This is a genomic window from Paenibacillus sp. FSL K6-3182, assembly GCF_037976325.1.
Lineage (GTDB): Bacteria > Bacillota > Bacilli > Paenibacillales > Paenibacillaceae > Pristimantibacillus.
This window is the reverse complement of the sequence record NZ_CP150265.1, coordinates 648,089-660,844: the sequence shown is the minus strand read 5'-3', so window position 1 is coordinate 660,844 and position 12,756 is coordinate 648,089. Positions and strand designations below refer to the sequence as shown.

At 46.5% G+C, this 12,756-nt stretch carries 15 protein-coding genes; 8 read left to right on the top strand and 7 right to left on the bottom strand.

Annotated elements, in window-relative coordinates:
• Nucleotides 1–8: 8 nt before the first annotated feature.
• A complete protein-coding gene (locus MHH56_RS02955; RefSeq protein ID WP_339206518.1) occupies nucleotides 9–986 on the bottom strand; it encodes an aldo/keto reductase in 978 nt (325 codons plus the stop codon).
• A 133-nt stretch (nucleotides 987–1,119) separates the two neighbouring features.
• Here MHH56_RS02955 and MHH56_RS02950 point away from each other — a divergent pair, with 133 nt between their 5' ends.
• From MHH56_RS02950 to MHH56_RS02925, 6 genes are all read left to right on the top strand, one after another.
• On the top strand, nucleotides 1,120–2,283 hold the full coding sequence (locus MHH56_RS02950; RefSeq protein ID WP_339206516.1) for a glycosyltransferase: 1,164 nt from the start codon (nucleotides 1,120–1,122) through the stop codon (nucleotides 2,281–2,283).
• 18 nt (nucleotides 2,284–2,301) lie between these two features.
• Nucleotides 2,302–3,495 (top strand): MFS transporter, encoded by a 1,194-nt coding sequence (locus MHH56_RS02945; protein ID WP_339206514.1) that lies wholly within the window; start codon nucleotides 2,302–2,304, stop codon nucleotides 3,493–3,495.
• A gap of 15 nt (nucleotides 3,496–3,510) precedes the next feature.
• Nucleotides 3,511–4,119 (top strand): TVP38/TMEM64 family protein, encoded by a 609-nt coding sequence (locus MHH56_RS02940; RefSeq protein WP_076268400.1) that lies wholly within the window; start codon nucleotides 3,511–3,513, stop codon nucleotides 4,117–4,119.
• Nucleotides 4,120–4,130: 11 nt separating this feature from the next.
• On the top strand, nucleotides 4,131–4,508 hold the full coding sequence (locus tag MHH56_RS02935) for a zinc ribbon domain-containing protein (protein ID WP_339206511.1): 378 nt from the start codon (nucleotides 4,131–4,133) through the stop codon (nucleotides 4,506–4,508).
• 121 nt (nucleotides 4,509–4,629) lie between these two features.
• Nucleotides 4,630–4,773, top strand: coding sequence for a hypothetical protein (locus MHH56_RS02930; protein ID WP_179089810.1), 144 nt, complete (start codon nucleotides 4,630–4,632; stop codon nucleotides 4,771–4,773).
• Nucleotides 4,774–4,798: 25 nt separating this feature from the next.
• Entirely contained in the window at nucleotides 4,799–5,098 is a 300-nt protein-coding gene (locus tag MHH56_RS02925; RefSeq protein ID WP_339206509.1) for a transposase, read from the top strand.
• Nucleotides 5,099–5,209: 111 nt separating this feature from the next.
• Here the strand turns inward: MHH56_RS02925 and MHH56_RS02920 are convergent, their stop codons facing one another.
• The 4 genes from MHH56_RS02920 to MHH56_RS02905 all read right to left on the bottom strand — a co-directional run bounded on the left by MHH56_RS02920 (nucleotide 5,210) and on the right by MHH56_RS02905 (nucleotide 10,259).
• Nucleotides 5,210–6,277: an aromatic acid exporter family protein gene (locus MHH56_RS02920; protein ID WP_339206507.1), complete on the bottom strand. Its 1,068-nt coding sequence runs from the start codon at nucleotides 6,275–6,277 to the stop codon at nucleotides 5,210–5,212.
• The gene (locus tag MHH56_RS02915) at nucleotides 6,274–7,401 is read right to left on the bottom strand and encodes a DNA alkylation repair protein (RefSeq protein ID WP_339206506.1); all 1,128 of its coding nucleotides are present in this window, start codon (nucleotides 7,399–7,401) and stop codon (nucleotides 6,274–6,276) included. Before MHH56_RS02915 ends, MHH56_RS02920 begins: the two co-directional genes overlap by 4 nt.
• A gap of 148 nt (nucleotides 7,402–7,549) precedes the next feature.
• A complete protein-coding gene (locus MHH56_RS02910) occupies nucleotides 7,550–8,317 on the bottom strand; it encodes a sporulation protein (protein WP_339206505.1) in 768 nt (255 codons plus the stop codon).
• A gap of 157 nt (nucleotides 8,318–8,474) precedes the next feature.
• Nucleotides 8,475–10,259 (bottom strand): ATP-binding protein, encoded by a 1,785-nt coding sequence (locus MHH56_RS02905; RefSeq protein WP_339206504.1) that lies wholly within the window; start codon nucleotides 10,257–10,259, stop codon nucleotides 8,475–8,477.
• Between the two features lie 279 nt (nucleotides 10,260–10,538).
• Here MHH56_RS02905 and mscL point away from each other — a divergent pair, with 279 nt between their 5' ends.
• Nucleotides 10,539–11,021, top strand: a complete 483-nt coding sequence (gene mscL, locus MHH56_RS02900; RefSeq protein ID WP_339206503.1) for a large-conductance mechanosensitive channel protein MscL — start codon at nucleotides 10,539–10,541, stop codon at nucleotides 11,019–11,021.
• Nucleotides 11,014–11,649 carry an NUDIX domain-containing protein gene (locus tag MHH56_RS02895; protein ID WP_339206501.1) on the top strand — a complete coding sequence of 212 codons (636 nt, stop codon included), beginning with the start codon at nucleotides 11,014–11,016 and terminating at the stop codon, nucleotides 11,647–11,649. Before mscL ends, MHH56_RS02895 begins: the two co-directional genes overlap by 8 nt.
• Before the next feature lie 126 nt (nucleotides 11,650–11,775).
• Here the strand turns inward: MHH56_RS02895 and MHH56_RS02890 are convergent, their stop codons facing one another.
• Both MHH56_RS02890 and MHH56_RS02885 read right to left on the bottom strand, forming a co-directional pair.
• The gene (locus MHH56_RS02890; protein ID WP_339206500.1) at nucleotides 11,776–12,114 is read right to left on the bottom strand and encodes a hypothetical protein; all 339 of its coding nucleotides are present in this window, start codon (nucleotides 12,112–12,114) and stop codon (nucleotides 11,776–11,778) included.
• A 185-nt stretch (nucleotides 12,115–12,299) separates the two neighbouring features.
• Nucleotides 12,300–12,722, bottom strand: a complete 423-nt coding sequence (locus tag MHH56_RS02885) for a hypothetical protein (protein ID WP_339206499.1) — start codon at nucleotides 12,720–12,722, stop codon at nucleotides 12,300–12,302.
• Nucleotides 12,723–12,756: the final 34 nt, after the last annotated feature.

The window sequence follows — 12,756 nt, the reverse complement described above, 5'->3', positions numbered from 1 at the left end:
GTTTGTCATTACCAGGCGTAGGCGCGCGGTGCATCTCCGCCAGGACCAGGGAATATTCCATCAATACGTTTTAGTGCAGATTCATCTAAAGAGATTTCAACTGCGCGAAGCGAGCGCTCGAATTGATCCAGCGTGCGGACACCGATAATCGGAGCCGTTACTGCCGGATTCGCAAGCAGCCATGCGAGTGAAACCAGATCCTCAGGCTCGCCAAGCTCGTCACAAAATGCAGCATAGGCATCTAATTGATCACGATGCTGCTCCAATCGTTTCGAATCTCCGCTGCGGCGGCCTCCGTCTTTACGACGATGATTGCCTGCAAGCAAGCCGCCGTCAAGCGGACTCCACGGAATAACGCCAAGTCCTAATTCCTTCGAAGCTGGCAAGACTTCCAGTTCCGGCAAACGGCATAACAAATTATATTTGTGCTGCTCAGATACAAGACCGATCGATCCTCTTGCCTTCGCTTCGCCTTGCGCAACTGCAATATCCCAGCCGGCAAAATTACTTGAGCCTATGTAGCCAACCTTGCCTTGGTTTACTGCTGTTTCGAATGCTCCCCAAAGCTCATTCCAATTTGCACTGCGATCCACATGATGCATTTGGTACAGCTCGATATGATCCGTTTGAAGACGCTTAAGCGAACCTTCCAAATGTCTGCGAATTTTATATGCGGATAGTCCCGCTTCACGGTTCGGACCGTCATGATTATCATGCATGTCGCCGTATACTTTTGTAGCCAGCACCGTACGTTCACGGCGTCCGTCGCCCTGCTTGAACCATTTTCCAATTATTTCTTCTGTACGGCCTGCGTTCTCGCCCCAACCGTAAATGTTAGCGGTATCGATAAAATTAATGCCTGCATCTAGAGCTGCGTCTAATATACGAAATGATTCCTTCTCGTCTGTGTCCACGCCAAAATTCATTGTGCCCAGACATAAACGGCTGACTCGAAGTCCAGATCTTCCTAGTTTCGTGTATTGCACTCTAATCATCGCTCCTTCAATTTTGAAATAGGATGGATTGCGTATTCATTATACTAAAAATACACAAAGTAACCAAACACCGTTCACAATCGCATAACAAATGTTCGTTACACTAACGGCAGGAGGTGTGTCTATGATACGTTTCGAGGAAAAACCGCAGCCGAAATTGTTAATTTTGTACGCTTCATATGGAGAAGGCCATCTTCAGGTTGCTCGCGCGATTAAGAGCGCTTGGGAGGAGCACGGCAATTATCGCACGGTAATGGTCGATCTCATGGCGGAATCTCACCCTTGGATAAATGAGTTTGCCAAGCGCTTTTACTTAAAGAGCTATACGCATATGCCCTCGCTATATGGCTGGGTGTATGATTTCACAAGGCTAATGAAGCATGATTCATTATTTGGCGGGCTTCTTCATTCCTTTGGTACAGAAAAAATTAGGCGTATTCTTGCAGTCGAGCAGCCGGATATCGTCGTGCATACTTTCCCCAGCTTTGCTCTGCCGAAGCTTAAGAAACGTAAAAGCGTTCATCCTCCCTCCTATGCTGTCATTACCGATTTTGATCTTCACAGGCGCTGGGTTCATCCAAGCGTCGACCGCTATTATGTCGCTACTGAGGATCTCCGATTAGAGCTTTCATCGCTGGGAATACCGGAGAGGGCAATTCAAGTGAGCGGCATTCCGCTCAAACGCGGATTCTGTGCAACAGTCGCCTCAAGCGAGCTCTACGATAGATATAAACTAAATCCTAATCAACCTATCGTCCTAATCATGGCGGGAGCGCAGGGCGTTTTGCCTGATGTATCGCAAATTTGCAGCAGCTTGCTGCAAAACGCTGAGGTTCAGGTCGCGCTCGTATGTGGACATAATCTGTTTATGAAAAATATTATTGAGCAACAATTTCAAGCACATGAAGGAGCTTCTCGCCTGCAGGTGTACGGGTTTATTGAGTCTATTCACGAGCTTATGGCTATATCTAATTGCCTCATCACTAAGCCAGGCGGCGTTACATTATCAGAAGCGATCGCTGCCGAGCTGCCCATATTCATCTACAAGCCAGTTCCTGGACAAGAAAAACAAAATGCATTGTATCTTAAGTCCAAAGGCGCAGCTGTCGTTGCCTATGAGGTGAATGAGCTGACGGAACAAATTTTGAAACTCGTTCATGATCCATTACGTCTTACTAATAGCAGACAATCCACTAAACAGCTTCAAGCCTCACAAACCGCAGCCGACAGCATCGTTTTGGATATTTTATCCAACTTGCGTATAATGGAGAAAGCAATCACTTTATAATGGATAAGGGGCTTGCCCGTGATTACAAATCAGAAAAGTTGGTTTGGAGCGGAGATGCGGCTTATCTCCGTTATTTTGTTTGTTGTGGAGTTTGTAAGAGGTGCTGTTCTTGTTAGTTTGCTGCCTATTTTTGGGGCAAAAACATTAGGCCTATCACCTGATGTTATCGGCGCTGCGATTTCAGCTCACTATTTAACCGATACGCTGCTCAAAATGGCTATTGGTTATTTGCTCGATCGTTTCTCAACTCGTATCGTCGTTCAAGCAGGTTTAATTATTTCGCTGATCGGCATATATTTGCTGCAATTCTCCGAGCTGCCATGGATGTTCATTGGTGCAGCCGCACTATATGGCATCGGAATGTCACCGATCTGGATCGTATGCTTAACGAAAGTAACCGATCAGCAGCGTGCAACCCAAATGGGAACACTATACACCATTTGGATGGTGGGACTAGGAAGCGGCCCGATCGTATGTAATATTCTGCTCGATTACAGCGTATCTTTTACGTACAAGCTGCTTGTCAGCATGTCTGTGGCTGCATGCGTATTAACGCTTTTCATGAGCAAAGAAAGGGCTGCTGCATCAAACCGCATGCCATTTCGAAAGCAGCTCGTCATTCTGAAGGAACGACTCGGCCATATGAAGATGCTTCTGCCGGGGATGATATTGCAGACGACAGGCGCAAGCATGCTCGTTCCCATTTTACCAAGCTTTGCGAATCAGGAGCTGGGTATCTCAGGTACGCAGTACTCCATTCTTTTAACGGCCGGAGGACTTTTTGCTGCAGGTGGACTCATCCCCATGGGGAAACTTGCCGATAAGCTGGTTAATAAAAAATGGTTTCTCGTGACTGGATTTGGAGCGTTTGCATTTGGTTTATATATGCTGGCATCAGGACTTTCGTTCTGGTATTGTTTACTAATAGCGGCTGCTCTTGGATTATCCTATTCTGCTATTTTGCCTGTTTGGAATGCGCTGCTCGCTGCCTATGTTCCACCTAATCAAGAAGGGCTTGGCTGGGGCGTATTATCCACTTTTGAAGGCATTGGCGTTATGATCGGTCCAGCTGCTGGCGGCTTAATCGCTGCTTGGAACGGAGAAGCATCCGTTTTTTGGACAAGCGCAATCCTCTTTGGATTGATTGGTTTATTTTATTTATGGTTCCCATTTCCGGCAATCGCTACAAATGAAAAAGCTACAAACAAGTAGAACGGGGTTAGATCTATGGATGATTGGCGCAACTGGCTTGAATACTTAAAACACTTGGATCTCGATTCAATCCAATGGACATTGGAAAGCTATTCGCAATGGGGGCCTTTTCCCGGCATTTTGCTTCCCATGCTTGAATCGTTTCTCCCTTTCCTCCCATTAATTCTTATCATTGCGGCTAATGCCAACATTTACGGCCTCGGCTTTGGATTTCTTTTTTCATGGATCGGTGTAAGCGCTGGTGCCTTCTGCGTATTTTGGATCAGTCGAAAGCTCGGACGCAATGTGAAAGGGAAACTAGAGCGAAGATTTCCAAAGTCGCAGCGGTTCTTCAATTGGGTTGAACGCCGCGGCTTCACGCCGCTATTCTTGCTGGCTTGCTTCCCTTTTACTCCTTCAGTTGTCATAACTGTCGTATCCGGGCTTAGCAAGGTGCCATTTCCTACTTTTATGCTCGCTACACTGCTTGGGAAGGCAGTTATGATATTTTGCATTTCCTTGATTAGCTTCGATATTGGCAATTTAGTCAATGAGCCTTGGCGTATATTCGTCTCGATTACTGCTGTTCTGGTCATGTGGTTCGGGGGCAAACGTCTCGAATCCCGCTATCAGCTGAATGGGTGAGGTGATGGAGTATGTTTTCATGGACCATCTTGGCTAGTTTGCCTGTACATACGCCTCTCCCTCTCCTCACATGGTTTGATGCTTTGGCAACGACGATCGTGCTGGTCATTGCATTTGCTTTGCTCGCTGGCATGTTTATGTTCATTCGAATTGTTACAGATGACTCAGATAAATTTAAGGACATTAAAGAGATGGTGGAGACGATCTTCGGAACGCCTGCCCATCTCCGTCCGAATCCCGAACAATCCTCCGCCATAAAAGAAGGCAAAGGCGAGCTCATACATGCTGCTGCTGCTAAAGCACCCTTTTCCGAACCCTGTCCCGCTTGCGATGAGATCGTCACTGAACGTGATTCGGTTTGCCCCTCATGCGGACTCCAGTTATTATAGATTGCTCCTGTTCTTCCACCTAGTACTCATACATTTCATCCTTTTGTGGCACACTGTTGAGGATCTTCTTCTGAAGATAAGAAAATGAAAAAACAATAAGATTCTCGAGGAGGGTGACCACATGTCAGGCAAACAGCCATCCGATCAACAGAAGGCAGCAAGCAAGGCGCAATCCCGAGCAGACCGCAATCTAGCCAGCAAATCGTCAGCGAGCGAACTGCAGTCAGATGCCGATCGTTCAGCTGTGCCGAAGCACGGATTATAAGGACAGGAAGGTTGGTTGACACCATATGAGCAATGATAATAACCATAATGAGATGAATCCCCTATCTGGTGAGCCTGTTGAAGTAAAAGGCACCTACCGCAATGAATGGGGACGTGAAGAGCAGCTGGAACGAGGAGACGTATTCCCAGCAGATCCGATGCTCGGAACAACCGAGTGGCAGCTCGTTGAGCTCTTCTTCAATAATCATCATGAGGGGCATACTGATCCGAGGCTGGTGCCGCATGATGATGATAATAACCCAGAGGCTCATATGCAGCATCCAAGGCGTCATGAAGGCAGCAACAAAACTGACGATGATCAGTAAACATTGAGCATGCTGTAATATAAGCAGAAAAACAGCAGGCAAGAACGCTCTTAAGCGGCGTTCTAACCTGCTGTTTTTGTTTTATTTGCTACATTAACCAGCTTAATCTGTTTATGATGACTTCGATCCATTCTCGGCCTCTTCAGCACAGCGCTTCGCGTTTTCCTCGCGCTGCGTCACCTGATCGAGCAGCTTCTCCAGTCGCCGCAAATGGTAGGCGTATTCGAACAATGCCGAAGCGACAAAGACGAGTCGCTTATGCTCATCCGGATCTTCCAAAATGTACGCTGTCAATTCCTTCACAAACCGCGCTTCTCGTTCTTCCTCAGGCTCAATCAGCGCATTAGGCTTCATTTTCCCTTCGGCTTTCAACAAAATGTGCTCGTGATACTTCGATAAATCCTCAATTTGCCGATCGAAGCGCAGCGCCCACTCACTGGCACTTTGGGAGGAAAAATAATGCTCCTCCACCACATCGAGCAGATCAGCCCCTTTTTGCAGAGACTTAATCATTTGTTTCGATACAAGCAGCTGACGGGCATGGCTTGTCTTCGTCTTCGCAAGCACTTTGCGCTCCTCTTCGAATACGGTGTGGCGTTCCTCCAGCTTATGCAGCGTATCGTGAAGCTTGTCCTTCTCTTGGCGGAAAACTTGCTCCTTCATCTCATTCGAAATGGCTGTGCGAAGCAGCAGAGAAAGCTGTGAATAGGCATGATGAACCTGTTCGGTAAATTGCTTCCTTGGCCGTGGAGGAAATACGAGCACGTTAACAGCAAATGAAGCCCCGATACCCGTTAGCACCATTAAAAATCTTCCAATTGCCACGTCCCAGCCTTGTCCATTCGCTTCCATAATGGCAACGACCGTAACCAGCGTCAGACTAATCGTGCTCTCCATCTTCAAGCGAATGCTAATGAGAATGACAAGAATACATACAAGACCTGCCGCAATCGGCGTATGACCGAATAGCCGAACGGCTACAATCGCCATTACAGCACCCAGCAGATTCGTTTGCACTTGATCCGCTACACGCTGCCATGAGCGGTAAATAGAAGGCTGAATCGTAAATATAGCTGCCACGGCAGCAATAAGCGGGGAAGCAAAGCCGAACAAGCTGCTCAAATAAATCGCTAATGCAACAGCCATCCCCGTTTTTAAAACCCTTGCACCAATCGTCATGTTGATTCTGCCTCCGTCACCAGAAGTTCGGCTGAAGCCACCTCTCTTCCATTTACCCAAAGCGTTACAAGATGAAGCCCGCTATAATGCTTGCGCGTCGTTAAATCAGCAAAACGATGAGTGCGAACACTTGACGCTGACGCTCCTCCAGCATACTCGCGATCCGATAGCAGGAAACGTTTCAATGAAGTCTTGCCTCCAGACTTCACGAATGCAATTCCATATTCGATACGCAGCTTGGCCGGCTGACCCTCACGCAGCTGTACACGATAGCGTATAGATACCTCACCGCCAATAGCAACCGTCTCTGGATCTACCTCGATTGCAGCAAAAGCAACAAGCGGTTGTTCCTCTTCTTCTGCAGACGCATGCTTCGCGTACCCAAACAATTCCATGATCTGCGGGCTTGATTGCTTTATCAGCGTACGGCAGCCATGACGAATGATCCAATCCGTCTTCGCATCATTGCCGATCCAGGCCTGCGCAAGCGATATGACGAGTTCGGGATGATCTTTCGCAATATCATTCAAGTTGTTAGCTACGCTCTTGCGCACATAAAGTGAATCATCACATTTCAGCTTCTCCAAAATCGGAACAATCGGCGATGGGTCTCGCTTAAAGAGCGGCAGCGCCTGCGCCCATGGCAGGCGCGGTCTTATGCCTTCGCTCGCGAGCCGCCTTACGTGCTCATTCGGATGATCTGCCCATATAAGCATTTGCTGAGCCATACGCTGTGGGTCAGCAAGAATGAATGCTCTTATTGCAAATTCTGAGGTCGAATATTTCGTAAAGCGCTCCAGCGCGTCCAGTGACAGCTCCCAGTTTTGCGGCTCCAGTCCAAACACCTCGACGAAGTCTGGAAATATGATAAAAGGCAGCCCTGTGCATTTTTCATCTATTTGATATAAAACAGCCAGCGCTTCATCATATGCCTGCGGTAATGCAGCACCCAGCGCTTCTGTTATTTTTCGAGTTCGAGCCTTTAACTCTAATTGCTCCCAGTCACCATCCCTTACTCGCTCTGCGAAAAGAACGGCGTCAAAAGGACTCCATGCTGACTTCAGCAAACCCGCAAATTTCTCCAAAAATAATCCATCGTACATAGCCTTAAGCGGTTCTGCCAAATTAATCCCCTCCTCCAGTTATTATACCGAAAAAACCGATTCGATCACTACTTGCATCCGTTATTCATTTATAACGGCGCTGCAAGCAGCAAAAAAGCTCCGAAACGCCCCTGCAGGAGCGCTCCCGAGCTTGTTTTATTTATAAAAATTAAATATAGCGCGCTATGATTCCAGACAATTGCTGCGCAATCGCGTTTGGCCCTGCTGAGAGCTGCTCATTCGTGAAGCGAGCCCGAACAAATGTCTCATCCATATCCATAGCCTCTGCAAAAAAGGATGATAATCCGCGTGCGCGCCGGTCGATTTGGAGCACCAGCTCAAGCTCGCGATCCGATGGATAGAACATCACTTCCAGCTCGTCGAGCTGGCCTCGGAACTGCGAGGTCGGCACAAATTCCAGCTCTTGAATAAATGGCATTTTGCCGCCAAGACGGGAAGAGTACTCGCATTCTGCCTTACGCAAACGGAAGCCGAGCACATTCAGCGCCTCCAGCACCGTGTTCATGGCGTGTGTCGGAACCACTTCGATTCGGTCATTATCACCTGGATCGACGCCTCCGCGAACGTCTAACTCCGTCTTCACCCATACTGGCGCGCGGCCAATTGTAAGCGGTGTTTGATGGGGCAGCTGGAAGGAGAAAGGCACCTCGCGACTTTCATTTGCCTGCAATGTGAAGGGAGCGCTCACGTGATAGCGTCCCACCACTCCCTGCTGCGTTATTTTACTGTCATTGCTCTCACGTATATATTCTGTCATGACCGATAGCTGTATCGTTTCAATTCGCTGCTCTACGTTGCCGCCTTGCATTTTGACGATACCTCGAACCTCTTCACCTGGCGCATAACGTGCTTTTTCTAATAGTGTATCAATCTTTGCTGAGCCAATACCGATGCTTGCCAAAAAACGATTAAACATCAAACCGACCTCCACTCAAATTATCTTCATTCCGAACTGCATAACCGTATTACGATGTCTTGAAAATTAAGTTTCAAATTCAAAAAGTCATCCGTTGGCGTGTGGAAAATTGTTGATTATAAATGGTGGGATTCCGTCTCTAATGGTCTGAATCATCTTATTGGCCCCGCTCGCTCTGCTTCTGATCCATCGGCAAATTCGGCTGCTCCATATACGGCAATTGGATGATGAAGGTCGTCCCGACTCCTAGCTTGCTTTCGGCCGTAATTTGTCCCTGATGGTTATTAATAATTTTGAAAGTGACCATTAATCCAAGTCCGGTCCCTTTATCCTTTGTTGTATAAAAGGGTTGACCCATCTTCGACAGCTGCTCCGCAGGCATGCCTGCTCCTTCATCTTTAATGCGTATCATTACTCCGCGGTCAAGATCAAGGGACATATTAATCGTGACGATGCCACCATTATGCATCGCTTCTATCGCATTTTTAAGCACGTTAATAAACGCTTGCTTTAATTGATTCTCAACGCCGTATACCCACAATGGGCGATAGTCAGAATGGAATTCAATGATCACATTGTGCAAAATAGCTTGTGTCTCCAGTAAATTAACCGTGTCCGCCATTAATTGACGGCAATCTTTGTGCACAAATTCATAAACCTGTGGCTTGGAGAGCATCAGTAGTTCGCTGACGATTGACTCGATACGGATGAGCTCTGTTTTCATAATGTCGTAAAAATGGTTGATATTGCCCCGACCCGATGAAAGCAGCTGCAGAAATCCTTTTAACGAGGTAAGCGGATTTCGGATTTCATGTGCAATGCCCGCCGCTAATTGACCTGCAACATAAAGCTTCTCAGAATTAATGAGCAGCTCCTCATTCTTCTTTCTCTCAGAAATATCCCGAATAATGACTTGTTCAATTTGTTTACCCGAGAAGGTAGAACTCACCCGTACCATTTCTGTATGAAGCAGCGTCCCTTGCATGGACATCCATTGCAGCTCGATTGGCTTATTGGACGCATCATCTCCTGCTTGACCTGCCGTGAGCCATGCTTCCAGTTCATTATGATAGGGTTCGGCCAATAAATTATAAACATTTGAACCGATTAGTTTATCCGCTGAATGCACTTCGAATAAACGCAAACCAGCACGGTTCATAAATTCCCATTTGCCGTCGCTTATTAAAGCAATCGTATCTATGGAGTTCTCCACTAGAAGTTTATAACGCTCATTCATTTGAGTATATTGGTTGGATGCAAACCAGGTGGTAAGACTGAAGCTGAGGATAAATAAAGTAGATAAACCAAGTAAAGATGCAAGAATCAACAAATATTGGTTTAGAAGATCTGTAGATAAAACATCGCTATAATCAATCTGCAGCGCGTGCATACCAACTTGATGAACGACTATATTAGACAATCCGAGTGAAAAGCAGCTTTTTAACTTATACCCTGACCCCTTTGTTTCCAACCAATAAAAAGCCAAATATGCACCAATAAAGTTGACTCCAAAGGAGATCCAATAAAGCGGCCAATCCATTTTTAGTATAACGACCGATTCAGAAAGCATCGACAAGTAATGAAGCATAGTAGCTCCCAGAGCCATTAATAGGGCTCCAACTAAGAAGCGTACCGATGAGAGATTTTTCTTTTGCATAACAACTAATGAGACATAAATGATAATGACACATGCGAATACTATAGGGAGCATGCTCCAATTCATGACCAATCTATAATGGGATGCAAGCATCAAAACAACATGCATCGTCCATAGACCAAGTCCAAATACGGCAGCGCCGCCAATGATCCAATTGAAGCCGTGTGTAAATTCATTTTGCAGAGGCTTTTCAATCATTTTCAGCATCGTATAGGAGGCAAAACACATGATGAAGAGCGATAAGACCAAATAGAATCCATTTCCATGTATAACGAGGTCGCTCATAGAACTCCTTAAATAACCATTAATTTGCTTTCAAATAGTAAAATTCGACAATATCCTTTAAAAACCTCTCTTTGTCCCGGCAATATTTCAATTTTTTGTAAGAAATCGAGAGTGAGTTTCTCTTCTGCTCATCTTCGGCTATTATGTTAGAATGACCTTAGTAGAAACAGGCGATAATAGTCTAATAGGATTGCTAGATTTGATCATTTCGCTTCGTAATAGCACGAGGCTTACGTCAGACATTATTACCGCTTCTTAAAATGTGTAGGAGGAAAAGCAATGAAAATCATTAAAGAGTTTAAAGAGTTTGCAATGAGAGGCAATGTCATCGATTTAGCGGTCGGGGTCATTATCGGAGGAGCTTTTGGTAAAATTGTAACTTCTCTGGTTAACGATGTGATTATGCCGCCGATCGGTGTAGTTTTGGGAGGCGTCGATTTTAAGGATTTAAAAATCCCGCTTTATAGCAAAGAACACGCCGCCAGTGTCACCGCAAGCAACGGAGGCAAAATTGATGAAACCTTGCTGCCTACCATCAATTATGGCCAATTCATAAACGTTATGCTGGACTTTATCATCGTTGCATTCTGTATCTTTCTGCTTGTAAAAGTAATCAATGTGCTTCGTCGCAATGAGAAGAAGGAAGCTCCACCTGTTGAAGTGACCGAGAAGGATTGCCCATACTGCTTGTCCAAAATTCCTGTGAAGGCTACGCGCTGCAAGCACTGCACATCCCAGCTAGAGGCTGCTGCACATGGCTGATGAGCTCTTTGATATTTATGACGAGCAGCTTCGGCCGCTGGGCACAGCAACGCGGGCAGAGACGCATGCGAAAGGTTATTGGCACCGCAGCTTCCATTGCTGGCTGACGCGCCGCGAAGGAAACCGCAGGTTCGTGCGGTTTCAGCTGCGTCAGGCAGGCAAGGATACAAATCCGGGCTGCTACGATATCACGGCGGCCGGTCATTTGAGTGCGGGCGAAACGATACGCGAGGCCATTCGTGAGCTTGAGGAAGAACTAGGGGTTTCCGCCTCATTTGAACAGCTCATACCACTCGGGCAAATCAGGGAAAATGTTAGCGGTGAAGTAAATGGAAAACCCTTTATCGACCGTGAAGTCAGTGACGTTTTTGGCCTTGTGTGCGAGCTGCCTTTGACAGAACTTCTGCTGCAGCCTGAAGAAGTGGCCGGCGTTTATGAGGCTGATCTAGATGAGCTGATTGCATTGTTTGAAGGCTCTTTATCTGCGGTTTCTGCTTCAGGTGTTGAGCTCGGAGATCAGAACGAGCAGCTGACGATTGTCCAGCGCTCCGTTTCGGCGAAGCAATTCGTGCCTCGCGAGTTTTCTTATTATACGAGCGTACTTCAGTCTCTGCGCGGTTGTACTTAAGGGATGCCTTGCTTTTGCTAGTTGGATCGCGAACACCCATTGTTCGCTCCCAATTGCTATACCACTGGTCAATTAAACCATGGATATTATAAAATTCAGTATGGCGCGGCGCTAGGTCAAAATCATTCAGCTCAGGCTGATTGTACAGCCTCGCCGCCATTTCATGAAAACACCCGTGAAGATTGTACTCAATAAAGCTGCCCAGCTGATCGGCTGTAGCGAATGAACGCGGATTGTTTTGTACTCGCTGCTCTGCACCTGGATTAAAGCAGGAGGAACGCCTGATTTCCTCAGGCACTTGGTTCCAGCCAGCAATCCAGCTGCGGTCATAGCCCATCGAATCATGCCAATTGTATACCCTATTAATAAAATCTCGATGAAATCGCAGAAATCGATCGCCATAACCCGGCGGCGGTATCGTTCCCGGAACCAAATGATTCGTATGATGCCATACGCGGTGCTCATCCAACAACGCTTGCGGAAAATTAGGTATTCGCGGCATCCTCTTTCCCTCCAAACTTATACATGATTCTCGTCTCTCACTCCTATAGCGTATGCGGCCCATACACCTCCTGTGATATACCTCCTTTTTAAATAACAAAAAGGACTGCCAACATAAATTCTTGACAGCCCTTCCTATTAAATTGAAACTACCAGAATTGACGACGGCATTCATCTACTTCTCTTTTGACGCAAATATCAAATGAGACAGTTACATCTTGATTTCTTCCGAACGCACAGAAAATTCTTACACAGTCCTTGTCACGCGTGCTGAAGAAGTTAACTACACGGCAATGGCAATCGATCAAGCTTTGAACGGCTCTTGCATCACGACATCGTATCGCTCTCACAAGTTTTGCAGCAGTGCGCTCATCCTTCAGCTGTTTAAAAATATCGCTTAACTCAGCTCCTGCTTCTTGCATCGCTTCAACCGCCGGGTCTTCTCTGCGTCCGCAGCTTTTTTGCTCCACTGGGCTTATGCACTCAGAAGAGATCCGAGCTCGGCTATTTGTTTTACTTGTTTTACGAGCCGCTTTCACATTGCTAACTTTCAGTATTGATTTAGCAGACATATTACTCCACCTCCCTCTCGAACATACTCTATTC

Coding starts and splice junctions, on each gene's coding strand:
- MHH56_RS02950 (WP_339206516.1), top strand. CDS start 1,120: ATGATACGTTTCGAGGAAAAACCGCAGCCGAAATTGTTAATTTTGTAC.
- MHH56_RS02940 (WP_076268400.1), top strand. CDS start 3,511: ATGGATGATTGGCGCAACTGGCTTGAATACTTAAAACACTTGGATCTC.
- MHH56_RS02935 (WP_339206511.1), top strand. CDS start 4,131: ATGTTTTCATGGACCATCTTGGCTAGTTTGCCTGTACATACGCCTCTC.
- MHH56_RS02930 (WP_179089810.1), top strand. CDS start 4,630: ATGTCAGGCAAACAGCCATCCGATCAACAGAAGGCAGCAAGCAAGGCG.
- MHH56_RS02925 (WP_339206509.1), top strand. CDS start 4,799: ATGAGCAATGATAATAACCATAATGAGATGAATCCCCTATCTGGTGAG.
- MHH56_RS02920 (WP_339206507.1), bottom strand. CDS start 6,277: ATGACGATTGGTGCAAGGGTTTTAAAAACGGGGATGGCTGTTGCATTA.
- MHH56_RS02910 (WP_339206505.1), bottom strand. CDS start 8,317: ATGTTTAATCGTTTTTTGGCAAGCATCGGTATTGGCTCAGCAAAGATT.
- MHH56_RS02905 (WP_339206504.1), bottom strand. CDS start 10,259: ATGAGCGACCTCGTTATACATGGAAATGGATTCTATTTGGTCTTATCG.
- mscL (WP_339206503.1), top strand. CDS start 10,539: ATGAAAATCATTAAAGAGTTTAAAGAGTTTGCAATGAGAGGCAATGTC.
- MHH56_RS02895 (WP_339206501.1), top strand. CDS start 11,014: ATGGCTGATGAGCTCTTTGATATTTATGACGAGCAGCTTCGGCCGCTG.
- MHH56_RS02890 (WP_339206500.1), bottom strand. CDS start 12,114: ATGAGCACCGCGTATGGCATCATACGAATCATTTGGTTCCGGGAACGA.
- MHH56_RS02885 (WP_339206499.1), bottom strand. CDS start 12,722: ATGTCTGCTAAATCAATACTGAAAGTTAGCAATGTGAAAGCGGCTCGT.